The sequence below is a fragment of the Arthrobacter sp. Soil_N43 genome (assembly GCF_057655195.1).
The window spans coordinates 22,676-46,013 of the sequence record NZ_JBDGML010000084.1 but is presented as its reverse complement, the minus strand read 5'-3'; the positions used below and the strand labels follow the sequence as shown (position 1 = coordinate 46,013).

At 65.8% G+C, this 23,338-nt stretch carries 20 protein-coding genes; 13 read left to right on the top strand and 7 right to left on the bottom strand.

The genetic code is table 11. The features are described from left to right. Positions 1-87 precede the first annotated feature (87 nt). The 6 genes from AC3A3W_RS09680 to AC3A3W_RS09655 all read left to right on the top strand — a co-directional run bounded on the left by AC3A3W_RS09680 (position 88) and on the right by AC3A3W_RS09655 (position 5,793). Positions 88-804, top strand: coding sequence for a VOC family protein (locus tag AC3A3W_RS09680; protein WP_487442298.1), 717 nt, complete (start codon positions 88-90; stop codon positions 802-804). A 66-nt stretch (positions 805-870) separates the two neighbouring features. Then, positions 871-1,410 carry an NUDIX hydrolase family protein gene (locus AC3A3W_RS09675; RefSeq protein ID WP_487442296.1) on the top strand — a complete coding sequence of 180 codons (540 nt, stop codon included), beginning with the start codon at positions 871-873 and terminating at the stop codon, positions 1,408-1,410. Between the two features lie 88 nt (positions 1,411-1,498). Further along, the gene (locus tag AC3A3W_RS09670; RefSeq protein WP_487442294.1) at positions 1,499-2,557 is read left to right on the top strand and encodes a DUF6707 family protein; all 1,059 of its coding nucleotides are present in this window, start codon (positions 1,499-1,501) and stop codon (positions 2,555-2,557) included. Between the two features lie 81 nt (positions 2,558-2,638). Next, complete coding sequence (locus AC3A3W_RS09665) at positions 2,639-3,364, top strand: SRPBCC family protein (protein WP_487442292.1); 726 nt, start codon at positions 2,639-2,641, stop codon at positions 3,362-3,364. Between the two features lie 32 nt (positions 3,365-3,396). Further along, entirely contained in the window at positions 3,397-4,692 is a 1,296-nt protein-coding gene (gene tgt, locus AC3A3W_RS09660) for a tRNA guanosine(34) transglycosylase Tgt (RefSeq protein WP_487442290.1), read from the top strand. 159 nt (positions 4,693-4,851) lie between these two features. After that, positions 4,852-5,793 (top strand): type IV toxin-antitoxin system AbiEi family antitoxin domain-containing protein, encoded by a 942-nt coding sequence (locus AC3A3W_RS09655; RefSeq protein WP_487442289.1) that lies wholly within the window; start codon positions 4,852-4,854, stop codon positions 5,791-5,793. An 84-nt stretch (positions 5,794-5,877) separates the two neighbouring features. Here the strand turns inward: AC3A3W_RS09655 and AC3A3W_RS09650 are convergent, their stop codons facing one another. Further along, on the bottom strand, positions 5,878-6,588 hold the full coding sequence (locus tag AC3A3W_RS09650; RefSeq protein ID WP_487442287.1) for a queuosine precursor transporter: 711 nt from the start codon (positions 6,586-6,588) through the stop codon (positions 5,878-5,880). 256 nt (positions 6,589-6,844) lie between these two features. Beyond that, entirely contained in the window at positions 6,845-8,239 is a 1,395-nt protein-coding gene (locus AC3A3W_RS09645; protein WP_487442285.1) for an MFS transporter, read from the bottom strand. Positions 8,240-8,581: 342 nt separating this feature from the next. Here AC3A3W_RS09645 and AC3A3W_RS09640 point away from each other — a divergent pair, with 342 nt between their 5' ends. From AC3A3W_RS09640 to AC3A3W_RS09630, 3 genes are read left to right on the top strand one after another with little or no spacing between them, the layout of a single operon-like run. Beyond that, positions 8,582-9,250: a response regulator transcription factor gene (locus tag AC3A3W_RS09640; RefSeq protein WP_487442283.1), complete on the top strand. Its 669-nt coding sequence runs from the start codon at positions 8,582-8,584 to the stop codon at positions 9,248-9,250. Beyond that, positions 9,247-10,683, top strand: coding sequence for a sensor histidine kinase (locus tag AC3A3W_RS09635; RefSeq protein WP_487442281.1), 1,437 nt, complete (start codon positions 9,247-9,249; stop codon positions 10,681-10,683). Before AC3A3W_RS09640 ends, AC3A3W_RS09635 begins: the two co-directional genes overlap by 4 nt. Beyond that, a complete protein-coding gene (locus AC3A3W_RS09630) occupies positions 10,676-11,713 on the top strand; it encodes a TAXI family TRAP transporter solute-binding subunit (RefSeq protein WP_487442279.1) in 1,038 nt (345 codons plus the stop codon). Before AC3A3W_RS09635 ends, AC3A3W_RS09630 begins: the two co-directional genes overlap by 8 nt. Positions 11,714-11,745: 32 nt before the next feature. Here AC3A3W_RS09630 and AC3A3W_RS09625 read toward each other — a convergent pair whose 3' ends face one another. Beyond that, positions 11,746-13,017 carry a serpin family protein gene (locus AC3A3W_RS09625; protein ID WP_487442277.1) on the bottom strand — a complete coding sequence of 424 codons (1,272 nt, stop codon included), beginning with the start codon at positions 13,015-13,017 and terminating at the stop codon, positions 11,746-11,748. 250 nt (positions 13,018-13,267) lie between these two features. Here AC3A3W_RS09625 and AC3A3W_RS09620 point away from each other — a divergent pair, with 250 nt between their 5' ends. Continuing rightward, positions 13,268-13,630 (top strand): iron chaperone, encoded by a 363-nt coding sequence (locus AC3A3W_RS09620; protein WP_487442275.1) that lies wholly within the window; start codon positions 13,268-13,270, stop codon positions 13,628-13,630. Positions 13,631-13,689: 59 nt separating this feature from the next. On the opposite strand, the gene AC3A3W_RS09615 is transcribed toward AC3A3W_RS09620, so the two are convergent. Beyond that, positions 13,690-15,438 (bottom strand): pyruvate dehydrogenase, encoded by a 1,749-nt coding sequence (locus AC3A3W_RS09615; protein WP_487442273.1) that lies wholly within the window; start codon positions 15,436-15,438, stop codon positions 13,690-13,692. A gap of 274 nt (positions 15,439-15,712) precedes the next feature. On the opposite strand from AC3A3W_RS09615, the gene AC3A3W_RS09610 reads away from it, so the two are divergent. Continuing rightward, positions 15,713-16,048, top strand: coding sequence for a hypothetical protein (locus tag AC3A3W_RS09610; protein ID WP_487442271.1), 336 nt, complete (start codon positions 15,713-15,715; stop codon positions 16,046-16,048). A 136-nt stretch (positions 16,049-16,184) separates the two neighbouring features. On the opposite strand, the gene AC3A3W_RS09605 is transcribed toward AC3A3W_RS09610, so the two are convergent. After that, positions 16,185-17,699, bottom strand: a complete 1,515-nt coding sequence (locus tag AC3A3W_RS09605) for a helix-turn-helix domain-containing protein (protein ID WP_487442270.1) — start codon at positions 17,697-17,699, stop codon at positions 16,185-16,187. Between the two features lie 164 nt (positions 17,700-17,863). Between AC3A3W_RS09605 and aceA the strand changes: the two genes are divergently transcribed. Beyond that, positions 17,864-19,207 (top strand): isocitrate lyase, encoded by a 1,344-nt coding sequence (gene aceA, locus AC3A3W_RS09600; protein ID WP_487442268.1) that lies wholly within the window; start codon positions 17,864-17,866, stop codon positions 19,205-19,207. Between the two features lie 220 nt (positions 19,208-19,427). Then, a complete protein-coding gene (gene aceB, locus AC3A3W_RS09595; RefSeq protein WP_487442266.1) occupies positions 19,428-21,098 on the top strand; it encodes a malate synthase A in 1,671 nt (556 codons plus the stop codon). Positions 21,099-21,291: 193 nt separating this feature from the next. Here the strand turns inward: aceB and AC3A3W_RS09590 are convergent, their stop codons facing one another. Both AC3A3W_RS09590 and AC3A3W_RS09585 read right to left on the bottom strand, forming a co-directional pair. After that, on the bottom strand, positions 21,292-22,482 hold the full coding sequence (locus AC3A3W_RS09590) for an MFS transporter (RefSeq protein WP_487442264.1): 1,191 nt from the start codon (positions 22,480-22,482) through the stop codon (positions 21,292-21,294). Positions 22,483-22,596: 114 nt separating this feature from the next. After that, on the bottom strand, positions 22,597-23,337 hold the full coding sequence (locus AC3A3W_RS09585; RefSeq protein WP_487442263.1) for a ThuA domain-containing protein: 741 nt from the start codon (positions 23,335-23,337) through the stop codon (positions 22,597-22,599). Position 23,338 lies beyond the last annotated feature (1 nt).

Genomic DNA, 23,338 nt, shown 5'->3' with positions numbered 1-23,338 from the left:
TTTTGCTCCACGGGACTCCTTATTCAAGGCGTGGCATCATGGCCATGTCACCAACAATTCTTCGTCAGACTCACCCCGGGAGATCCAATGCTGCGTGTCCGCCCCATCCATTTCACCTCACGCCTGGAACAGTGGGAGCGGCTCCTCACCGACCTGGGAATGATCAAAACCCTTCACGACGACACCTGGCGGGAATTCGACGCCGCGTCTGGCCGGCTTGCGCTCCAGCATGTTCCCGCCGGCGCCGAGAACGACGGCACCTCGTCCTTCGGCGTCGAGGTGGGCGATCTGGAGGAGTTCGCCCGCCGCACCAATCTGGCAGGGCTGGAGTCGGGAAGCACCCCTGCCCAGCTGATACCGGCGGATATCGGCGACTCCTGCAGAATCACGGGCAGGGACGGTTTCAGCTTCCTGGCGGACAAAGCCGCACACTTCGCACAATGCGCCGACGCGGATCTGGGGCTGTCGGTCGTCGCGGTCTGGTTCACCGAAGACACCACCGCGGCGGCCGAGACACTCAGGAGCATCGGCGCCCGGCCCCGCCCGGTCCCGGATGACGATGAAACCGCGGATTTTACGGCGAAGAACGGCGGCGTGCTGATGGTGCGTCCCGGTAGCGGCCCAGCCCGGTCGGGCTTCGGCTTTGAGTACGACGGCGACCTGTCCGCGCTGCGGGAGCGGCTGGCCGCCGCGGGCCACGCGGTCAGCATGACGGAAGAGGCCTTCGGGCGGACGCTGCACCTGGCCAACCCCGACGCGGCAGGCTCCGACGCTCCGGCGCTCTGGGTTTCCACGCGGCACTGACTCCGCTCAGAGCGGAGATCCCACGCGTCGGCGGCCGGATGCACGGTGATGGGGTAGAACTTAACTATGAACGTGCGCACCCCCGACCCCAATCCTGGCTGGCTCTCCGACGAGGACCTCTTCGAGGCCCGTGGCCGGCTCCCCATGGTTTACGTCGAGGCCGTGCCGGTCCGGCTCGACCCGCTGGGGTTCGTGAACGAGGTGGGCACGCTCCTGCAGGCGGATGCCGACGGCACCATGGTGCGTTCCCTCGTGTCCGGACGTGTGCTCTACCGCGAAACCATCCGCGCCGCGCTCCTGCGCCACATGGAGAAGGACCTTGGCCCGCTCGCTTTCCCGCAGCTGCCCATCAGCCCGGTGCCCTTCACGGTAGCCGAGTATTTCCCCGCGCCGTCCCAGACAGGCTTCACCGACGACCGCCAGCACGCCGTCTCGCTGGCCTACATCATCCCCGTCACGGGCGAATGCGATCCGCGCCAGGACGCCCTGGAACTGACCTGGATGACTCCGCACGAAGTACTGAGCGAAGACGTACAGCTTGAGTTCAGCGGCGGCCGCGGGGCGCTCGTGCGCCAGGCCCTGGCGTTCGCCGGCGTCGGCGGCTGACGGGGCCCTGAGGCCGCCGCCTCCCCGACTTCGCACTGCCTCCTTAGTAGACTGTTGGGCGGACCGCAAGAGAACTTAAGGACTCCCGATGAACCACGTACCAGCTGCCCAGCCCTACCGCGAACAGCAGGCGGGGTCTCTGCAGACGGGCGACCACCTTCTTTTGCCGGACGGCCTCCGGTCGGCCGAAGTCCACTCCGTGGAGATTGAAAACGACGACTTCGGCGCTCCCGCCATCGTGCTCGCAACCCTGACCGGGGGCGGCATGCTGCGGATTGCCGCCGGCTCCTCCGTCCGAATCGAGGCAGCGGGGGCCGCTCCGGACGGTGACGCCGTTCGCGACCAGCCGGACGTCCGTGGCGCTGCCACAGACGGAACCGGTCCGGACACGGCCAGGGAGTCCGACGCCGCCACCCCGCTTCAGGTGGTCGGGAACCACGGCGGGGCGGCCGCGCTGCCCGCGGCCCCTGCCGCCGTCGTCGTTCCTCCCCTGCCGGCCTCAACGCCCGCGATTGTCGGGCCGAGCGCAGAGGACCTGGCCCTCATTCCGGAGCCTTCCGGGACTCCGGAATCCGTGGTCGAAGCCGTGGCGGAGGCACATCCGGATTCCGTCGGCGTGCTGCTGCTGGCCGACAAGCTGGTCAAGGGCATCAACACGAAATCCGGCAGCTGCCTGAAGGACCTCAGCGACCTCGCCCACGAACTGTTCGTCATGCTCAAGGACGCGGACGGCGCGCTCGCCGTCGCGGACCTCCTGAACGTGCTGCCCTTCGACGGAAACCCGGGCCGGTGGTCATCGGTGGAGGCATCGCTCGCGCTGTCCACGTACATCTGCCGCCAGACCGGCCAGAAGGAGCGGGCCGCCGTCTACGAGAAGCTGCTCCGGGCGCCCGACAACCAGGAGACGGACCCGTTCAAGGCCCGCATGCAGGCGCGGGTGCGCCAGCGGTCCCTGAACGAGCCCAACCTGTACGACAAAGAGATCTTCCGGTCCATGGACAACTCCAACGCCGAGGCCGAGCGTGAGTGGCGCCTGCTGCGCCTGGAGTCGCTGCTCTTCCTGCGTGCGCACGGCGGATCGCAGACCATCAGCGCCGGCGAGCTGGAACGGCGGATCGCCAACGAACTGGAGTCGGTCCGCGGATAGGGGCGCCGCGGCCGGCAAAGGCATGGTGCGGATTGCGGGTTTGCTCTAGCCGCGGCTGTGCCGAAGTTGTAAATTCGGGCCATGACGAACAATCTGAGCGTTGTGATCAACTCCGACGCGCCGCAGGTTTGGACGATGCTGCGGGAACCGGCCAAAGTTGCCCAATGGCATGGCTGGCAGGCCGACGACCTGGCCGCGGAAGTCAACGAGATCTACTTCAACAGCACGGTGGTCGAGAGCCCTGACCACACCTCCCTGACAGTGGACGGCGGCGACGTGTTCACGCTGAAGCCTGTGCCCACCGGAACCGAGGTCAGCGTCACCCGGGCAGCGCTGGACCACAACTCTGAGTGGGCGGCCTGGGACGAGGACATCACCCAGGGCTGGCTCACGTTCCTGCAGCAGCTCAGGTTCGCGCTGGAGCGGCATCCGCACGGTAAGCGCCACACCATGTTCTTCTCGGTTCCGGGAACCGGGGGCTCAGCCATCGAAAAACTCGGGCTCCAGGAGGTGCCGAAACGCGGCGAGGACTATTCCCTGACCCTCGCCACCGGCGAGGAGATCTCCGGCAAGGTCTGGTACAAATCGAACCACCAGGTCGGGCTGACCGTGCACAGTTACGCCGAGCACGGCGATGGCCTGCTGATCGTGGCGGACCAGCCCGTCATTCCGGAGGTCCGGCCCGACGGCGGGTCAATGGTGATCATCTCGACCTACGATCTGGGCGCCCACAGCCTGGAGACCATCCGCACCTTGTGGGACGACTGGCGCTCTGAGAACTACCCCACATCGGAGCCCATCCACTGAGACTCCGGTCGCATAGCTGGCACACTTGAACCGTGCCAGCCAATCCTGAACAAGTGCCGCCCGCCCGCCAGTCGGAGTTTTCCTTCCGCGTCGGCAAGCGGCTCACTGAGACGTGCCGCCCATCCGCTGAACAGAACGCCGCCAACGGCGGCGAATTCCTGGGCCGGACCGGCACCATCACCACGCCCCACGGCGAGATCCAGACGCCGGCCTTCATCGCCGTCGGGACCAAGGCGACCGTGAAGTCCGTGCTCCCCGAGTCCATGGCCGAACTCGGGGCCCAGGCACTCCTGGCCAACGCCTACCACCTGTACCTGCAGCCGGGGCCGGACGTCCTCGACGAGGCCGGCGGGCTGGGAGCCTTCATGAACTGGCCCGGCCCTACCTTCACCGATTCCGGCGGCTTCCAGGTGATGAGCCTGGGCTCGGGCTTCAAGAAGGTTATCGACATGAAGACTGCGCCATCCCCAGACCAGACCCTGCCGGATGACGCCGTGGCCGCCGGTAAGGAGCGGCTGGCCCACGTGGACAACGACGGCGTGTGGTTCAAAAGCCACCTCAACGGGGACCGCCACCGCTTCTCGCCCGAGATCTCGATGCAGGTCCAGCACCAGATCGGGGCCGACATCATGTTTGCCTTCGACGAACTCACCACACTGCAGAACTCCCGCGGCTACCAGGTGGAATCGCTGGAGCGGACGCGGCTGTGGGCGGTGCGCTGCCTTGACGAACACTTCCGTCTGACCGCCTCCCGGACAGGCAAGCCGTACCAGGCACTGTTCGGCGTGATCCAGGGTGCCCAGTACGAGGACCTGCGCCGGAAGGCCTGCCGGGACCTGGGTGCTATGGCCTTCGACGGGTACGGGATCGGCGGGGCGCTGGAAAAAGAGAACCTCGGCACGATTGTCCGCTGGTGCAACGAGGAGCTTCCAGAGAACAGGCCGCGGCACCTGCTGGGGATTTCCGAGCCGGACGACATCTTCACGGCCATCGAAAACGGCGCCGACACCTTCGACTGTGTCTCCCCCACACGGGTGGCGCGGAACTCCGCGTTCTACACCCCCGATGGGCGGTTCAACCTGTCCGGCGCCAAGTACAAGCGCGACTTCGGTCCCCTGCAGGAGGGCTGCGACTGCTACGCCTGCCTGAATTACTCCCGCGCCTACATCCACCATCTCTTCAAGGCCAAGGAGATGCTGTCCGCCACGCTCATCTCCATCCACAACGAGCGGTTTGTGGTGAAGATGGTCGACGACGCCCGGCTCGCCATCGAGGACGGCTCCTTCTTCGACTTCAAGGCCGAGACCCTGCGCCGGTACTACACCTAGGCCCTTTCGGCGGCGCCGTCGGCCCCCGTCGAAATCGCCGGAAACGCCCGGGGGCGCCGGAAGGCTACGGCGAACTCGCAGCCTTCCGGCGTACTCGTGTTGTCCACATAACGACGCCGGGATCTTCCGGGAGCTTTTGCGGCACCTGAAGCTTGTCCCATGCCACCTAACAGCACCCCGGAACTCCCGGCATCGGGCAACCTCTGGCGCACTGAGCAACTCCTCGACCTGGGGTACACCGCCCGTGCCATCAAGCTTCTGACGGACTCCGGTGCACTGGTCAGGGTCCGCTACGGGTGTTACATCCGCGCCAGCCTTTGGAACACCCAGTCACGGGAGGTGCGCAGCCGGCAGCTAATCTACGCGCACGCTCACGGAACGCGTACGACGTCGACCGGCCGCTTTGTGTACAGCCACACGTCCTCCGCGCGCTTGCACCAGCTCTACCTCTGGAACGTGGACGACCTCATCCACCTACTGCAGCAGGTGCGTCCATCAAATGAGCGCCACGGCAGGGACGTCCGGTGCCACACCCGCCCTTTCGGTGAGCACGAGGTGACCATGGTGCGCGGGCTCCGGACCACCTCGCTGGAGAGGACAGCAGCAGACTGCGCCATGATGCTCAACTACCGGCAGGCACTCATAGTCATGGATCATGCCCTGCGCCTCGGAGCGGACCAGGGAATCCTGCAAGCGATGGCTGACTCACTTGATGGGCGCCGCGGAATCCGGACATTCCGCCGGGTCCTCGAAACGGCCGATCCGCGGTCCGAGTCCCCCGGCGAAACGCTGGCCCGGGACCTGATGTTCCGGCTCAGAATCAAGCCGCCAGAGCCGCAGGTGGAGGTCGTAAGCCGGACCGGACGTCACCGCCTGGACTTCGCGTGGAAGAAGGAGAAGGTCGCGCTCGAATTCGATGGAAAGACCAAGTACTTCGACTACCAGCCAACCGGCGAGATCCTTTTTGCGGAACGTCGGCGCGAAAAGGCGCTCATGGAGCAAGGCTGGATCTTTATCCGGATCGAATGGAAGGACCTGTTCAACGAGGCGGAATTCAAGAACCGCCTGCTCCGTGCCTTAGCCGGGCGTCCACGCACGTGACCGCGAGGTCGCCGGAAACCTGCGAGCTCGCCGTAGTCTTTCGGCGAACTCGCAGCTTTCCGGCGACCTCGGCGGGTGGCCCGGCTACGCCGCCCCGGTCACCGCGCCGTAGCTCGGCTCGCGCTTCTTGATCCAGCCGATCACCAGGGCCGTCACCGGAACGAAGAGGAATTCAACGAGCGTCTTGTAGAGGAACCCGGCCACGACGTAGTTCACGAACGTGCCGAAGTCGCTGATGCCGATCACGGACGCGGCTATGCTGCAGAAGATCAGGGTGTCCACAAACTCACCGGCCATTGAGGAGCTCATGATGCGGGCCCAGAGTGACTTCTCGCCCGAGCGCGCCTTCATCTTCACGAGGATCCAGGAGTTGATGGTCTGGCCTGCGAGGAACGCGAGCAGTGACGCGAGCACGATCTGCGGCACCGGGCCAAGCGCCCCCTCCAGGGCGGCCTGCTTGGATGCGCCGAACTCGTCGTCGAAGCCGGGCAGCCCGATGATGATCCAGTAGCAGACCGAGGCGAAGACGGACAGCGCAAACGTGGTGATGATGGCCTTGCGCGCCACCTTGAATCCGTACACCTCGCTGATGACGTCACCCAGGATGTAGGCCAAAGGAAAGAGGAAGAAGCCGCCGTCCGTGACGATGGGACCCAGAGCCACGCCCTTTGATGCCCCGATGTTGGACAGGATCAGCACCACGGCCATGACCGCGAGCATGATGCCGAAGTAAGGCGAGCCGATCGAAGCGAACTTCGGCGGCGCTGAGGCCGGAAACGTCTGGGCGGAAGTCATGGGTGTTCCATTCATAGTGGTTCGCTCAGCTGCCATGATCCCCGGGAAACAGGTGCGGCAGCGGGCTGTATTAGCACTGGACGGACCCCGCCGGGCTGGCCGGCCGGGAACCGCCCCCATTCTCTCACCCCGGGCGCGCGGGGCCGTGCCGGGTACGCGGCCGCGTTAACAACGACGGCGGGCGTCCGGCTCCCGGACCCGAAGGTCACCGCTGAGCCGGCCGCCCGCCGTCGTACGTCCGCGTTATCCGCCAACGCTAGGCGTTGACGAGATCCTTGTCCTTGTCCTCGTCCTTGGCCGCCCGGGACCAGGCGTCGCCCTGCTCGCGGTCCAGGTGCGTCGCCTTCTTGTTCTTCAGCGCGAAGATGTAGACCAGCAGCGAGATAGCGATTGCGATGGTGACGTAGGTGAAGAACAGGTCCACCCGCTCGGCCTTCTGGAACGCGGCACCGATCAGCGGGACGGTTCCGCCGAAGAGCGAGTTGGCGATGGCATAGCCGAGCCCGACGCCGAGCGCGCGGATGGAGGCGGGGAACAGCTCGGCTTTCACCAGGGCGTTGATGGAGGTGTAGCCACCCACGATCAGCAGGCCGCCCATCATGAGCAGGAACGCGGTAAACGGGTCCTTGGTACCGGCGAGTGCGGACAGCAGCGGCCAGGTGAAGAGCACGCCGGTGATGCCGAACCACAGGAGGAGCGGCTTGCGGCCCACTTTGTCCGAGATCATGCCGTAGACCGGCTGGAGCAGCATGAAGATGAGCAGGGCCCAGAAGTTGATGACGGAGGTGTCGGTCTTGGCGATGCCCGACGTATCGTTCATGAACTTCAGGATGAAGTTGGTGTACGTGTAAAACGCCACCGTACCGCCGAGAGTCACGCCGATGCAGATCAGCAGCGGCTTCCAGTGGTGGGTGACCAGCAGCTTCATGGTGCCGGGCCGGGCTTCGCCAGCTGCGACGGGGGCCTTGGCAGCGGCCACCTGCGCCTCGGAGACAGTCTCTTCCATGGAGCGCCGCAGCCACAGGACCACGAGCGCGGCGACGCCGCCGATGGCGAACGGAATGCGCCAGCCCCACTCCGTCAGCACGTCCTTGCCCATGGTGTTCTGCAGGATGACGAGGACCAGCAGGGCCAGCATCTGTCCGCCGATCAGGGTGACGTACTGGAAGCTGGAGAAGAAGCCACGGCGCTTGGAAGTGGCGGCCTCCGACATGTAGGTGGCGCTGGTGCCGTATTCGCCGCCCACGGAGAAGCCCTGGACCAGGCGCACGAGGATCAGCAGGAGCAGTGCCCAGACGCCGATCTGCTGGGTCGTGGGCAGGATCGCAATGGCGAACGAGCCAGCCGACATCATGGTCACACTGAGTGTCAGGGCTGCCTTGCGGCCTTTACGGTCGGCATAGCGGCCGAAGAACCAGCTGCCGATGGGGCGCATGAGGAACGACGTCGAGAAAACTGCCATCGCCTCGAGGCCGGCCTGGAGCTCGTCCTTGGAGTTGAAGAAGTGGGACTGGAAGTAGGCCGCGAAGACTGTGTAGACGTAGAGGTCGTACCACTCCACGAGGTTGCCGGCGGAGCCCTTGAGGATGTTGCTCACGGCCCTGCGGGTCTGGGCTGCCTCGTTCTGGGTCACGGTTTGCTGGGTGCTCATCGCTGAACCTTCCTTGCCGGCGCCGCTACCCGCGGCCGTTCCGGGCGTACTTTCGTGCTGTCCACGGCAACTTTGCTCATGGTTCCTCCTCGACGTTGACAGTCCCCCTGATCAGCGGAGGAACCCATCCAAACTATTGGTGATGCAAGGCACAACCAACGTGGACGGGCATTTCCTAACACTTCCTTAGGTTTTCCCGCCCGCCCTGCCCAGGTCCGGCTCCGGCGGTGCGACCGGCAGCCGGCGCAACGCAAAAACGCGGGAGAAGGGGTAATCTCCAAAGCGGGCAGACCGATGCGTGCGCTGACGCGCATGCCCGACCAGCGACAAAGGGACCAAGCCATGGAAGTGCTCATCGTCGAGGACGACGACGCCATGGCGGGCGCTCTTGACGCAGCCGTCACCTCCGCAGGCCACAGGGCCACCAGGGTGTCCCGGGGAGCTGACGCCCTCCTGGTCCACAGAAAGTTCGAGGTCATCCTGCTGGACCTGGGGCTTCCGGATATTGACGGCCTCGAGGTGCTGCGGAAGCTTCGCCAGGTCACGCCCTGTCCCATCCTGATCCTCACCGCCCGCGACGATGAGCGGAGTGTGGTGCTGGGGCTTCGGTCCGGGGCCGATGACTACCTCGTCAAGCCGGTCAAACTCGTTGAGTTGCTTGCCCGCATCGAGGCTGTCACCCGGCGCGCAGGCCGTCCCGGCGGGACAAGGCAACAAAGCATTGTGCTGGGAGACCTCGAGATCGACGTCGACCGGCGTGTGGCGGCGCTCAGTTCCCGCGTGCTGCCCTTGACGGCCACCGAATTCGACCTCCTCGCACTGCTGGCCAGCCATGCAGGTTCAGTGGTCACCCGGGAACAGATCCTGGACGCGTTGTGGGGGGATGCGTTCCTCGCGTCCTCGCGGTCGCTGGACGTGCACCTGACGGGGCTGCGGGCAAAACTGCAGCTGCCAGGTTTCATCATCAACGTCCGCGGCGTCGGCTACCGGATCGAGGCAGATCCTGCGTGAAACTCCGTGTCCTGGGCGTCCTCAGCCTGGTGTCCGTGCTCATGGTCATCATCGTCTCCAACGCCATCCTGACGTCCGCGAGCCGGGAGCTCACCCAAGAGCTCCAGATCAACCGGGTGGCAGCACTCAACCGGTTCGCGCAGGTGGCCTACGACGCCGCGCTGGACGGCGATTCCACCCAGCTCCAGCGAGAGATGGACAGGTACTCCGCCCTTTACGACGAGGGAATTCTGGTCCGGCTCCAGCAGGGCACCCTGCGTTCCGGCGGACTGAACGAGGACCGGGCAGATGTCCGGGACGCCGTGGCGAGCGCGAACCTGAACCTCAGCGACACCACCCTCACCCCGCTGCAGCCGTTCGGGACCGGCTCTGAGGTGATCTCCCGGTCCTTTGGGAGCGCCAGCCAGGTCCTTGGTGAGGCCGTCCTCGAAGTCAATACGGAGGCGGCCCGGCAGAAACTCCGGGAGAGATGGCTCGTCGTCGGGCTTGCGGCGTCCGCACTCGGGGCGGTGCTCCTCCTGGGAGCGGCGCGCGTGACCCGATGGGTCCTGCGTCCCGTCCATCGCCTGAACTCGGCGGTCACCGAGCTCGAAGCAACGGGCCGGACGAGCCATCTCCCCGAGGACGGCCCGCCGGAGCTGAGGCAACTGAGCCGCTCCTTCACGACGATGGCGCGGACCGTCAGCGAAAGCATCGATTCCCAACGCCAGCTGATAGCCGACACGTCCCATCAGCTGCGCAATCCGGTGGGCGCCCTGCGGCTGAGAATCGATTTGCTGCAGCTGGAACTGCAGACCACCAGGGAACGCGCTGCTGCGGCGGGAGTACTGGCAGAACTTGAACGGGTGGAGGAGATCCTGGACGGGGTGCTGAAGCTGGCGGCGGCCGAGCACAGGGCCTTCGAGGATTCCGCACGCAGCGCTCTTGGCCCCGCTTCCGGCGGGAACAATGCCCTCATCGACCCCTACCCGGTGCTGCAGGAAGAAGTCGAACGGGCAGGGCCTGCCGCGCAGCGCGCCGGAGCCACAATCCTGCTCGAGGGACCACCCCAGCCGCCGGTGCAGCTGGCCTGCAACGCCGCCGAACTCGCCCAGATGGTGGGGGAACTTCTCAACAACGCGATCAAATACGCCCCCGGCGCCCACATTTCCGTTGCCGTCCGCAGGCGTCCCGGGGCCGCCGTCGTCGAGGTGTCCGACGACGGCCCCGGACTCTCGGCGGACGAAAGGGCCGCGGCCACCACCAGGTTCTGGCGGTCACCGCGCAATCGGGAAATTCGCGGCAACGGCCTGGGCATGACCATCGTCGACAAGCTCGCCGGGGCGAACGGCGGCCGCCTGCTGCTGGCGGAGCGGCCGCCGCACGGCCTGATTGCAGGCCTCGAGTTTCCATCCTCGCCGGCCTCGCCCGGTCAGGAGCATCCGCGTGGCTGACGTGACCGGCGCCCGCGGACTTCCGCGGCGGAGGACCGTCCTCAAAGCCGGACTCGCGGCGGGCTTGGCCGGCGTACTGCTGCCTGGCCTTGATGCATGCACGTCGGAGAACCGTCCGGCCACGCTCACTGTGGCAGGGGGCGAGCCGGGAGGCTTCTACCTTGAGTTTTCAACGCTGCTTGCAGAGTCCCTGCAGCGTCACGGGGTAGCGGACAGTGCCGTGGCGCTGACCACGGGGGGCAGCCTGGACAACCTGCAGCACCTTCTGACCGGCAAGGCCACCTTGGCCGTCGCACTCGCGGACGCGGCGGCTCAGCAACTGGCAGCCAGGGGCACGTCAGATGTCGGAATTGCAGCCCTCGGAAAGGTGTATGAAAACTACGTCCACTGCGTCGTCCGGAAGAACAGCGGCATCCGCGACTTTACCGGCCTTGCCGGGAGGACCGTGGCGGTTGGCCAGCCCGGTTCGGGGACGTCGCTGATCACGCCCCGCCTCATCGACGCCGCCGGGCTGACCCCCTCACCTGCCGGCGCCGGTGCCGTGGCCCGGCCTGGTGCCGGTGACCGCGCGAAAACCATCAGCGTAGTGAATCTCGGGCTGAATGACGGGCTTGACGCGCTCCAGGGCGGTTCGGTGGACGCCCTGTTCTGGTCCGGAGGCGTGCCCACAGCCGCCATCGCTGCCGCCAACAAGGAAGCCGGCCTCGCATTCCTCGACCTCTCTGCACTGGTCCCGGCCATGCGGACACGGTACGGGGCCTACTACGACCGGGTGCTGATCCCCGAGGGCGGCTACGAAGGCACTCCGGCTGTGTGGACCATTGGAGTGGCCAACCTGCTCTTGTGCCGAAACGATCTGGATGACGGCACAGTGAAGAAGACCATCGAACTGCTGGTGGACCATGCCCTGGAGCTCATCCCGCGGTCCAGTCTGGGGCTGCAGTTCCTGAGCCCGGAGTCGCTCATCAACACAGCGGGACTGCCGCTGCACCCTGCAGCCGCGGCTGCGTACAGGACACTGCACGGCTAACCCCTTGGCGGCTTCGACGGCGGCCGCTGCGCTCAGCGCGGATCCGCAACGGTGCCCATGAACAGCGGCAGGCCAGTTTCGACGTGAATAACCTGGTAATGGAAGGGCCTGTCGAATTCGATGGTCCGCTCCGGCTGCGGCGCGCTGGTGACCATGCCGTTGATCTGCGTCACCGCGGCAGCCACGGTTCCCTTCTCCGCGACCGTGATATTGGCCGCCTGCGCGGCCTGGGTGATGGCCATCGCGGGCTGGATGTTGTTGAAATCCTCGGTGGTGGTGAGGGTCTCCCGCAAGCCCAGCGACTCGAAGACCTTGCGGAGGTCAAAACTGCATCTGTGGTCCCACCGCGGCAGCTGGATCTGGACCGTTTGCAGCGGTGCGGAGTCCATGGCTCCGGCAAGGGCCACCAGCGTTTCCGCATCCAGCACCGTTCCCTTGCCGGCCCCTGGGTCCGGAAGGACCAGCCGCATCACGAACCCCTCGGCGTAGGGAAGGTCCACACCCCGCCAACCCGGGCCTTCCGCGTACTTCATCTGCAGCATGTTGTGCATGGCAGGAGCGGCAACTTCTTTGCCCTCAGCTGTGGTGAACGGCAGGTCAGAGGTGTTGTTCGGATCGAACGGGGCTTTCCACGCAGCGGCGAAATACAGCGCGTTGAGGAGACTGAAGGTGTTTCGGCGGTCGTACTTTGCCGGAGCCTCCTTGATCCGGCCGCCCGTGTTCTTGTCCACCCACGCGTCGATGGCTGGTTTGGTGACCGCCTCGTCACTGAAGTCCACCGGATACACGCCTGTGCCGTAGTGCCGGGCCAGCGTGTCCAGGTAGGCGGCGCCGGTGGTGACCCCCGTGTCCACAAACAGCCCGTTCGCCGGGTGCATTACCGGCTTTCGCGGCGGGTTCGCCTCGTCCACGGAGGCGGGGTCGCCGTCGAACTTTTCCAGGGACGCAAGCAGCGCGTTCATGGCTTCATCGCGGTGCTCCGCGGGTAGCCTCAGGACCGCGTCCATCTCGGCCGCCGTCCCGCCCGACGCCCCCGTGCGGAGCATGGCGAGGGCAATCAGCAGGCTGCCCGGCGAGGCCACCACGTTGCCGTTGGCGCCGTCACCGCCGTCGGCCAGCAGCGCCTCCCCAAGCGTTAGGGCGGAGTCCCGGAGGGACTTCAGCTCGGCTGTGTACGAGGACCGGACCACGGAGAGGCGCTCGACGCCGCCGGCCTTCAGGAGCCCCGGCTGCGGCGCCGAGCACGCGGTCAGTGCCGCCACGGCCGAGGCCGCCACCAATTTAGCCACTCGAATCCTTTTCATCGCCGTCCTACGTCCTCAGACAGTCAGCGGATAATCGCTTGTCCACAGTCAAGCACCAGGGCCCGACACTATCGAGGCCTGTCCGGTCACGGTTTGTTGTCGTTTCGGTCTCGGCCCCACCCTCCCTCACCTTTCGCCCCCTTTGTCCCAACGCTCCCTCACTTCCTGCACGTGCCGGGCGTATCCTCAAGACACACCGGACGCGCAGCAAGCCCGGTGTCGGCGGAACCCGGTTTCGGAGAAGCGATGGATGGCACAGCCTTTCACCAGCGTTGACGAGTACATCGCATCGCAGCCCGCCGACGTGCAGCCGATCCTTCAGGAGATCCGCACGCGCGCCCATGCGGCCGTGCCCGGAGCTGGCGAGATGATCAGCTACGGCATTCCAACTATCACCGTCAACGGGCACTACGTGGTGTACTTCGCAGCCTGGAAACACCACGTCTCCGTCTATCCTGTTCCCCGCGGAGATGATGCGTTCGAGCGGGAGATCGCACCATACCTGGCCGCCAGGGGCACGCTGAAGTTCCCGTTGGGGAAGCCCGTTCCCTATGAGCTCATCGGCCAGGTGGCGGCGCGGCTGGCGACGGAGCGGCGGCACGCCGCAGAGTAGGACGCCCCGGGATCCGCCGCCAAACCGGGCGGCAGCGCCGTCGTCGCCTGTTCCTGAAGCTAGCCCCGAGGGATGTTGCGGAGATTGCTTCGGGCCATGCTCACCGCCTCGCCGGCGCCACGGTTCAGCACCACCTTGGACATCGCCGTGGCAAAGCCCAGGACCTGCGCCCCCTTGATCTTCGGCGGGATCGACAGCGCCTTGGGGTCGGTGATGAGCTCCACCAGCGCCGGTCCCGGGTGGGCGAACGCCTCGCGGTAGGCCTCCTCGATACGGGCCGGATCCGTGACGCGGACCGAGTGAAAGCCGAGAGCCTGGGCCACGGCCGCGTAGTTGACATCGGGAACATCAACGCCGAAGTCAGGCAGCCCGTCAACCAGCATCTCAAGCTTGACCATGCCCAGTGTGGAGTTGTTGAACACCACTGCTTTTACCGGCAGACGGTAGGCGGCGACGGTGATGAGCTCGCCCAGCAACATGGACAGTCCGCCGTCGCCCGAGACCGAAACCACCTGGCGCCCGGGATAGGCCAGCTGCGCGCCGATTGCGTGCGGCAGGGCGTTGGCCATGGACCCGTGCAGGAACGATCCGATCAGCCGGCGGGTGCCCAGCGGGTTGATGTACCGCGCAGTCCAGACGTTGCACATCCCGGTGTCGGCGGTGAAGATGGCATCCTCCGCAGCCACCTGGTCCAGCAGGGAGGCGGCGTACTCCGGGTGGATGGGCTGCTTCTTCTCCACCTTCCGGGTGTAGGCGCCCACGGCCTTGTTCATCAGCCGGTCATGCTTCTTGAGCATCTGGTCGAGGAAACGGCGGCTCTTCTTCGGTGTGAGCATGGGCATCAGCGCCGAGAGCGTGGGCAGCACATCGCCATGGACGGCGATGTCGACGTCGGTCCGCCTCCCCAGTCTGTGCGCGGCGCGGTCCACCTGGGCCGTCCGCGTGCCCGGAAGGAACTGGTCGTACGGAAAATCGGTGCCCAGCAGGATGAGCAGGTCCGCGTCCTCAATGCCCTCAGCGGCGGCGCCGTAGCCCAGCAGGCCCGTCATGCCGATGTCGTACGGGTTGTCATACTGCATGAAGTCTTTGCCGCGGAGCGAATGGCCGATCGGTGCCCGGATCAGCTCGGCCAAGGCAAGCACCTCATCGTGGGCGCCCTGCACGCCGGCTCCCGCGAAGATGGCAACTTTCCCGGCCGAGTTGATCGCGTCGGCCAACATCCTGACACTTTCCGGCGCCGGGACCAGGGCCGCGGGCACGAACGACGCAGGAAGCGGCGTCACGGCTGTTGCTTCCAGCCCGGCGATGTCACCGGGAAGCGTGACGACGGCGACACCCCCGAGTCCGATGGCGTGCTGGATGGCGCTGTGCATGACGCGGGGAGCCTGTTCCGCTGTGCTGATCAGTTCGGAGTACACCGAGCATTCGTTGAAGAGCCGGTCCGGGTGGGTCTCCTGGAAGTAGGAACTGCCGATCTGCTTACTGGAAATGTGCGATGCAATGGCCACGACCGGCGCGCCCGAGCGGTTGGCGTCGTACAGCCCGTTGATCAGGTGCAGGTTCCCGGGGCCGCAGGAGCCTGCGCAGACGGCGAGCCGGCCTGTCAGCTGGGCCTCGGCCGCGGCGGCGAAAGCTGCCGCTTCTTCGTGCCGGACATGAATCCAGTCGATCCCGCCGTTGGAGGCGCCGCCCGTCTGGCGCACGGCATCCACAATCGGGTTGAGGCTGTCCCCTACGATCCCGTAGATTCGCTGCACACCGGCAGCCTGAAGTTGTTCGATGAACTGGTTTGCAAGTTCCTTGGCCATGGGTGCACGCTCCCGCGATCGGTTGATGTGCTGACAGGGCCAATATAGTCCGCGCACCTTGGGGCGCTTCCAAGTTGGCCTTCGTCTCCGGCTACAGGCTCCGGCTACAGGCAGGGCGGTTCGGCCCGATATCAGCAGTCGGCCCTGTGTCGGCAACCCGGTTTATGGCTCAAATCCTTCGGCCGCTCTCGCGTCGCTTCAAAGCGCTCAGGAACTGAATTCCCTGATCCCCGCTTTCGTGTGTTGGCACTGGGAGCACACGGTAGTCTGCGACGTGTCTCTCGTCCTGAAGCAGCTGAACGCGTTCTTTTCCATTCATGCCAGAATCGATGGCGACGCCACTGTCACCGCGATTGAGCCGGAAGATCTGGTAGAGCTCGTGGGGTTGCTGATTGAGCGTGATTCCGAATTTGCAGTCTTATTCTGTGGCTGCCTGTACGAATTCGTGCACTTTCTGATGGATACGGGCAGGTGGTCCGGTACCGCGGAAAACTACCAAACAGTGCGCCACATTCTCTTTGACGGACTATTCAGCGGGAGGTTCTTATCCCAAGGACTGCCGCGAAAGCGGGCCGGCAACGGTCATCCGTCGTCCCGCAACAGTGCGTGAGCGTCACAGCGAATGCGCCCAAATCTGCAGGAGCGTCCGCCGAAAACCCGCAGGAACTGCGGGATCGTCGTTCAGGATCCGACAAAAAGTGAGGGAGCGTTGGTCAGGAGCCGACCAAAAGTGAGGGAGCGTCGCCTCAGCTCCCAGAGTGGGCCTGCAGGAAGGTGTACACCTCGGTCTCGTCCACCCCGGGGAAGGCACCCGGCGGCATGGCGGCGAGCAGGTGGGAGTGGGCCCGTGCGGAAGGCCAGGCGTTGCCGGCCCACTCCGAGGTCAGCGAGGCCGGCGGCCGCTTGCAGCAGTTGGGGTCCGGACAGTTGGACGTTGCCCGCGCCGTCGTCTCCCGCCCGCGGAACCACTTCACGTGCTGGTATGGAACCCCGATGCTCAGCGAGAACTGCCCGTTCGCCGACCGGTCCGTGCGCGCCGTGCACCAGTACGTGCCCGACGGCGTGTCCGTGTACTGGCTGTAGGCGCTGAACTTGTCGGGCACGTCGAACACGGCGCGCGAGGTCCAGGCCTTGCAGGAAGGCTGCCCCTCGATGGCACCCGTGTGGTCCTGCGGGAAGTTCACGCCGTCGTTCTCATAGGCCTTGTAGATGATCCCGCTCTGGTGTGTCTTCTGGAAATGCGTGGTGATGCCCAAGTGCTTCGTGGCCAGGTTGGTAAAGCGGTGGGCGGCGGTCTCGTAGGACACCGCAAAGGCATCGCGGATGTCCTCGACCGCAATCTCCTTCGCGGCCTTGGCTTTTTGCAGAAATTCCACGGTGGCCTGTTCCGGCAGCAGGAGGGCCGCGGCGAAATAGTTCGTGGCCACCCGCTGGGCCAGGAAATCGCCGTAGTTGCGGGGAGTTTCATGGCCCAGGACGTAGTGTCCCAGGGCCTGCAGGAGCACCGACCGGGGATCGTGGTCCTGCCGTTCGCTCTGCGTCAGGTAAATTTTGCGGTTTTTCAAGTCGGTTACCGAACGGGTGGAATGCGGCAAGTCGCCCACGTGGTGAAGGGTGAATCCGAGGTGAGCCGCGATGTCTGCGATGACGTGCTGACTCAGTGGGCCGGCGGTGTAGCCGACCTCCTTGAGTACCTTCTGGGCCTCGGCCTCGTACTCCGGAAAGTAGTTTCCCCGTTCACGCATCATGGCTCGCAGTTCGCCGTTCGCGCGGCGTGCCTCTTCCGGTGTGGCCACCTGCTCGTTCATCTTGCGTTCGAGTTCCTGCAGCAGCCCCACCTGGGCCTCCAGGACATCCATCGGCAACCGGGAGCTGATGCGGATTTTCGGCAGGTTCAGGGACTCGTAGAGGGGTCCGCGCTGGTAACGTTCGAGCTCGATTTCCAGGCCCGCACGCCGGCTGGGCGGTTCAGCTCCGAGCAGCTGGTCAATGCCGACGTTGAGCGCCCCGGCCAAGTGTTGCAGCAGGCCGAGTTTTGGTTCCCGCTTGCCATTTTCGATGAGGCTCAGCTGGCTCGGTGCGGTCCCGACGGCGGCACTCAGGTCATCGAGCGTCAGGCCGGCCTGCTTGCGCAGGTGACGCACCCGGCGTCCCAGCGAGATGACGTCCAGTTCCGCCGTTGGCGGCGACGACGGCGGTTGCGAAACTTCCCTGTTCCAGCTTGAAGGCGACATTTCTGAAGAATACGGGAAGAAGTGCATTTCTTTCCAGCATTTTCCTCTAGAAAGCTCTTGGAAAGTAAAGAAAAGTAAGAGTCACGAAGGAAACACCCTCCGGAAGCTGGCCGGAACTGCAAAGGCGCAGGGACGGTCAGCCCGGCACCACTACCCGGAATGGCCCGGGGAGCACATACAAGGAGACAAAGATGACTGCAGCATTTGAGCCCACCCAGGAGCCGTCCGGCCAGGACACAGCATCGCAGGCCGCCGCCCTGGAGCTCGAGTGGGCTGCCAACCCGCGTTGGGAAGGCGTCACCCGCGACTACTCGGCTTCCGATGTCGTCCGCCTCCGCGGCCGCGTCTCCGAAGAGCACACGCTGGCCCGCCGCGGCTCGGAAAAGCTGTGGAAGCAGCTCACCGAGGAGCACAAGGAAGGCAAGTACACCAACGCCCTTGGCGCCCTCACCGGCAACCAGGCCGTGCAGCAGGTCAAGGCCGGCCTCCGTGCCATCTACCTCTCGGGCTGGCAGGTTGCTGCCGACGCCAACAACTCCGGCCACACCTACCCGGACCAGTCGCTGTACCCGGCCAACTCGGTCCCCACCGTGGTCCGCCGCATCAACAACGCCCTGCTCCGGGCCGACCAGATCGAATTCTCCGAGGGCGTCCAGACCGTCGAGGACTGGCTGGTGCCGATCGTCGCCGACGCTGAGGCAGGCTTCGGCGGCCCGCTGAACGCCTACGAACTGATGAAGTCGATGATCCAGGCCGGCGCCTCCGGTGTTCACTGGGAGGACCAGCTCGCCTCGGAAAAGAAGTGCGGCCACCTCGGCGGCAAGGTCCTGATCCCCACGCAGCAGCACGTCCGGACCCTGAACGCGGCCCGCCTGGCGGCCGACGTCGCCGGCACGCCGTCCGTGGTCATCGCCCGCACCGACGCCGAGGCGGCAACCCTGATCACCTCCGACGTCGACGAGCGCGACCAGGAATTCATCCTCCGCGAAGGCGGACAGCCGGTCCGCACCCCGGAGGGCTTCTACAAGGTCCGCAACGGCATCGAACCCTGCATCGCCCGCGCCAAGGCCTACGCCCCGTACTCCGACCTCATCTGGATGGAAACCGGCACCCCGGACCTGGAGCTGGCCCGCAAGTTCGCCGAAGCGGTCAAGGCCGAGTTCCCGGACCAGATGCTCTCCTACAACTGCTCCCCGTCGTTCAACTGGCGCAAGCACCTGGACGACGCCACCATCGCCAAGTTCCAGCGCGAACTCGGCGCCATGGGCTTCACCTTCCAGTTCATCACCCTGGCCGGCTTCCACGCCCTGAACTACTCGATGTTCGACCTCGCCCACGGCTACGCCCGGGAAGGCATGAGCGCCTACGTCGAGCTGCAGGAGAAGGAATTCGCCTCCGAGTCCCGCGGCTACACCGCAACCAAGCACCAGCGCGAAGTCGGCACCGGCTACTTCGACGACATCGCCACTGCGCTCAACCCGAACGCATCCACCCTCGCTCTCGTGGGATCCACCGAAGAGGGCCAGTTCCACTAGCAACTTACGACGGCGGTTGTTCCGTCCGGCCTTCGGACCGGCGTCGCTCTGCCTGCTATTCCCCACGTCCCGGTTTGGACCTCGCTGAGCGAGGCCCGACCGGGACGCAGGGCCCCTTTTGCGCAAACTGCCGCGACACCGGCTCCTCGGCCTAGTGCCCCGGTCGCCTGCGTGCCGCCAGCCGCCGTCGAACTTCCCTTTCGTCTTTAAGGAGACAGAAATGAACAGCTTCACAGACAACTTCACCATCAACGGGATCACGTTGACCGCCCAGCCCGTTTGCCGGCAGGGCGAGGTGCTGACGCCGGACGCTTTGGCGTTTGTGGCCAGGCTGCACAAGGCGACTGCCGGGCGGCGCGAGGAGCTGCTGCGGGCACGCAGGGCACGGCGGGACCAGATCGCCGGCGGCCAGGACCCGCGGTTCCTCCGCGAGACCGAGTCCGTCCGCAACGATCCCAACTGGCGCGTCGCTCCCCCGGCCCCAGGCCTGGAGGACCGCCGCGTGGAGATCACCGGACCCGTGGATAAGAAGATGACCATCAACGCGCTGAACTCGGGCGCCAAGGTGTGGCTCGCGGACATGGAGGACTCCTCCACGCCGTCCTGGCGCAACGTGATCAAGGGCCAGCTGAACCTCACCGATGCCCTGGAGCGGCGGATCGACTTCACCTCCCCGGAGGGCAAGGAATACAAGCTCAAGGCCGCCGAGGACCTGCCCACCATCGTGGTCCGGCCGCGCGGCTGGCACCTGCCCGAGAAGCACATGCTCATCGACGGCACCCCGGTCGCCGGCGGCATCGTGGACTTCGGCCTGTACTTCTTCCACAACGCACGCCGCCTGCTGGCACAGGGCAAGGGCCCGTACTTTTACCTGCCGAAGATCGAGAACCACCTCGAAGCCCGGCTCTGGAACGACATCTTCATCCTCGCCCAGGACCTGCTCGGCATCCCGCAGGGCACCATCCGCGCCACCGTGCTGATCGAAACCATCACCGCAGCCTTCGAGATGGAGGAAATCCTCTACGAACTGCGGGACCACGCCTCGGGCCTGAACGCGGGCCGCTGGGACTACATCTTCTCCCTCATCAAGAACTTCCGCACCCGCGGCCCCCGGTTCGTCCTGCCGGACCGCGGCCAGGTCACCATGACCCAGCCCTTCATGCGCGCCTACACCGAGCAGCTGGTGCGCGCCTGCCACAAGCGGGGGGCCATGGCTATTGGGGGCATGGCCGCCGCAGTTCCGAATCGCAAGGACGAGGCCGCCAACGCCAGCGCCTTCGACAAGGTCCGCGCGGACAAGACCCGCGAGGCCGCCGACGGCTTCGACGGCTCGTGGGTGGCCCACCCGGACCTCGTTCCCGTCTGCCGCGAAGTGTTTGACGGCGTCCTCGGCAGCAAGCCGAACCAGCTGGACCGCCTGCGCGAAGACGTGATCCCGGATGACCGCGCCCTCATCAACGTTGCCGCCACCGCGGGCACCATCACGGAGCAGGGCATCCGGAACAACATCGAAGTGGGAATCCGCTACATCGAGTCCTGGCTCCGGGGCAACGGCGCAGTGGCCATCCATAACCTGATGGAGGACGCCGCCACCGCCGAGATCTCCCGCTCGCAGCTGTGGCAGTGGATCTACTCCCGGGCCATCACGGACCACGGCGAAATCATCTCCAAAGAGTGGGTGGAGGACATGCTGGACGAGGAGTTCGCCCGGCTGGAGCGCTTCGACGGCGACCGCTTCGCCGACGCCCGCGACATCTTCGAGGAAGTCACGCTGAGCGACAAGTTCCCCAGCTTCCTGACGGTTCCGGCCTACGCCAGGTACCTGCACGAGGCCCGCCAGGGTGCCGACGCCACGGCCGAAGCCATCGAAGACGAGCTGGTCGCCGCCTAGAAACCCGCCCAAGTTTCCGTCCGCCGGGCTGCCACGCCTTCGCAACAGCACCCCCGAAATCCGGGGAGGCAGCCCGGCCACGGAGCCACCCATGAAGCGCGAACAGGCAGCTGATGACCGCAAACCAAAGGTTTGAGGGCATTAGCTGCCTGTTCGCGCTTGGTGTTTAAGGCGCACGACGGCGGTTGGCGGCTTAGCGCTGCTTCGGCACCTTGCGGACGGAGAGGGTTGTTCCCAGAATGAACGCCAGCACCGACCCCAGGATCACCAGCAGGGGCGCGGTCCAACCTCCGGTGACGCTGTTGACGTAGCCCACGAACGTCGGCGCCGCGGCCGCGAAACAGTATCCGACACCTTGAACGACCGCCGACATCCGGCCCGCCGAGGCCTGGTCCATGGCCAGCTTGATGATGGCGATGAAGATGACCGTGATGCCGCCGCCCTGTGCTGCGCCGCCGAGTGAGGACCAGAGCCACCACAGCTCCGGCGCCAGCAGCAGCCCGAGGGGAACGGTGAGCCACATGGCACCCAAGGTGAGGGCAACCGCCGTCGTGCTCATGAACCGCGCCACCAGCGGAACTCCCAGTCCCCCCAGTATCGCCAGGATCTGGAAGAGGGATGACCCCGCGCCGGCGGCGGCCGGCGCCATGCCGAGTTCGTCGGACAGCAGCGTCGGCAGCCATGCAGTCACTCCGTAGTAGGAGATGGCCTGTCCGGCGAAACCGGCTGTCAGGCCCACCGTAATCCATGGAGACGCCGGCCGGCCGCTCGCAGGCGGCCCGCCGGAACCGTCATCGGCGGCGGGGACGTACGCCCCGCGGCCGGCTGCGGGGACCCAGAACGCGATCGCGGCGACTGCGAACAAGGCACTGGCGGCAAGCGCCGGCCGCCATCCGGCGGCTTCGGCCAGGGGCGCCGTCACCACGGAGGTGAGGAACGAACCAATGTTCAGGGCGGCGGTGTAGATCCCCAGCGCAGTCCCCTGCCGGCGGGAGGAAAAGTCCCGCCTGATGATCAGTGGCACCGCGATGTTGCCGATGGTGATGGCCACGCCGAGGATTACGGTCCCGAGCATCACCATGGCTCCGCCGCCGGCGGACCGGACGACCACGCCCGCCAGAACCCCCAGGAGGGTCACCGTGATGGCCACCTCCGCTCCCAGCCGTCGCGCCGCCAGGGAGGCCAGCGGCGCCGCGAGCGAAAAGCACAGCACCGGGATACCTGTGAGGAGGCCCAGCTCCACCGGCGAGAAGCCGAGGTCCTGCTGCATCGGCCCCACCACAGGGGCCACCGCCACGAAGGGTCCCCGCATGTTGAGGGCAATAAGCCCTATGCACGCCAGGAGAATCCAGCTGCTCGGGATCGTGGAGCCCAGCCGCCTCATGGGGCTGCCGGACAGGCTGAAGGGACGGAAAGCGGTTTCATCTCTTCATTGCTACCACGTGCGGACCGGCGGGCATGACTGCCCACCGGTCCGACGGACATTTCCGCACGTCCGTTACAGGTACCAGTCCCGCTGGGCGTTGCCCACACCGGGCGCCTCACGGAACTGCGCCGGCTGCGCCACCCATCCGACTCCGTTGGCAATGACCTGCTGGATCTGGGGCTGGTGGTAGACGGGATACTCCTGGTCCCCCGGGCTGAAGTAGAAGATCCGGCCCTTGCCGCGGGAGAAGGTGACCCCCGAGCGGAAGACTTCGCCGCCTTCAAAGGAACTGATGAAAATCAGGTCATCGGGCTCCGGAATGTCGAACAGCTCGCCGTACATCTCCTGCTTCGGGATCACGATGGGGCTTTCCACGCCGGCGGCAATCGGATGCGAAGGCTTGACGGTCCACACGAGTTCACGCTCGCCGTCGTTGCGCCACTTGAGGGAGCAGGTGGTTCCCAGGAGCTTGGTGAAGATCCTGGCGAAGTGGCCGGAGTGAAGGACCACAAGCCCCATGCCGCCCAGGACGTGGCGCTGGACGCGTTCCACCACCTCGTCGCTGACCTCGTCGTGGGCCACGTGCCCCCACCAGAGGAGGACGTCGGTGGCGGCCAGGGTTTCCTCCGAGAGCCCGTGCTCCGGGTCGGCCAGCGTGGCCGTGGTGATGCTTGAATCCGGGTAAAAGCCCTTCAGTCCCTCCGCGATGGCGCCGTGGATGCCGCTGGGGTACATCTCGGCCATGGTTTCCGGCTCGTTGCGGGCCTCGTGGACACCTTCGTTCCACACAAGAATGTTCAGTTTGTCGGGCATG

Excerpts from the sequence above, each read along its gene's own strand:
- AC3A3W_RS09680 (WP_487442298.1), top strand. The coding sequence starts at position 88 with ATGCTGCGTGTCCGCCCCATCCATTTCACCTCACGCCTGGAACAGTGG.
- AC3A3W_RS09675 (WP_487442296.1), top strand. The coding sequence starts at position 871 with ATGAACGTGCGCACCCCCGACCCCAATCCTGGCTGGCTCTCCGACGAG.
- AC3A3W_RS09670 (WP_487442294.1), top strand. The coding sequence starts at position 1,499 with ATGAACCACGTACCAGCTGCCCAGCCCTACCGCGAACAGCAGGCGGGG.
- AC3A3W_RS09665 (WP_487442292.1), top strand. The coding sequence starts at position 2,639 with ATGACGAACAATCTGAGCGTTGTGATCAACTCCGACGCGCCGCAGGTT.
- AC3A3W_RS09655 (WP_487442289.1), top strand. The coding sequence starts at position 4,852 with ATGCCACCTAACAGCACCCCGGAACTCCCGGCATCGGGCAACCTCTGG.
- AC3A3W_RS09650 (WP_487442287.1), bottom strand. The coding sequence starts at position 6,588 with ATGACTTCCGCCCAGACGTTTCCGGCCTCAGCGCCGCCGAAGTTCGCT.
- AC3A3W_RS09645 (WP_487442285.1), bottom strand. The coding sequence starts at position 8,239 with ATGAGCACCCAGCAAACCGTGACCCAGAACGAGGCAGCCCAGACCCGC.
- AC3A3W_RS09640 (WP_487442283.1), top strand. The coding sequence starts at position 8,582 with ATGGAAGTGCTCATCGTCGAGGACGACGACGCCATGGCGGGCGCTCTT.
- AC3A3W_RS09625 (WP_487442277.1), bottom strand. The coding sequence starts at position 13,017 with ATGAAAAGGATTCGAGTGGCTAAATTGGTGGCGGCCTCGGCCGTGGCG.
- AC3A3W_RS09620 (WP_487442275.1), top strand. The coding sequence starts at position 13,268 with ATGGCACAGCCTTTCACCAGCGTTGACGAGTACATCGCATCGCAGCCC.
- AC3A3W_RS09615 (WP_487442273.1), bottom strand. The coding sequence starts at position 15,438 with ATGGCCAAGGAACTTGCAAACCAGTTCATCGAACAACTTCAGGCTGCC.
- AC3A3W_RS09605 (WP_487442270.1), bottom strand. The coding sequence starts at position 17,699 with ATGCACTTCTTCCCGTATTCTTCAGAAATGTCGCCTTCAAGCTGGAAC.
- aceA (WP_487442268.1), top strand. The coding sequence starts at position 17,864 with ATGACTGCAGCATTTGAGCCCACCCAGGAGCCGTCCGGCCAGGACACA.
- aceB (WP_487442266.1), top strand. The coding sequence starts at position 19,428 with ATGAACAGCTTCACAGACAACTTCACCATCAACGGGATCACGTTGACC.
- AC3A3W_RS09590 (WP_487442264.1), bottom strand. The coding sequence starts at position 22,482 with ATGAGGCGGCTGGGCTCCACGATCCCGAGCAGCTGGATTCTCCTGGCG.
- AC3A3W_RS09585 (WP_487442263.1), bottom strand. The coding sequence starts at position 23,337 with ATGCCCGACAAACTGAACATTCTTGTGTGGAACGAAGGTGTCCACGAG.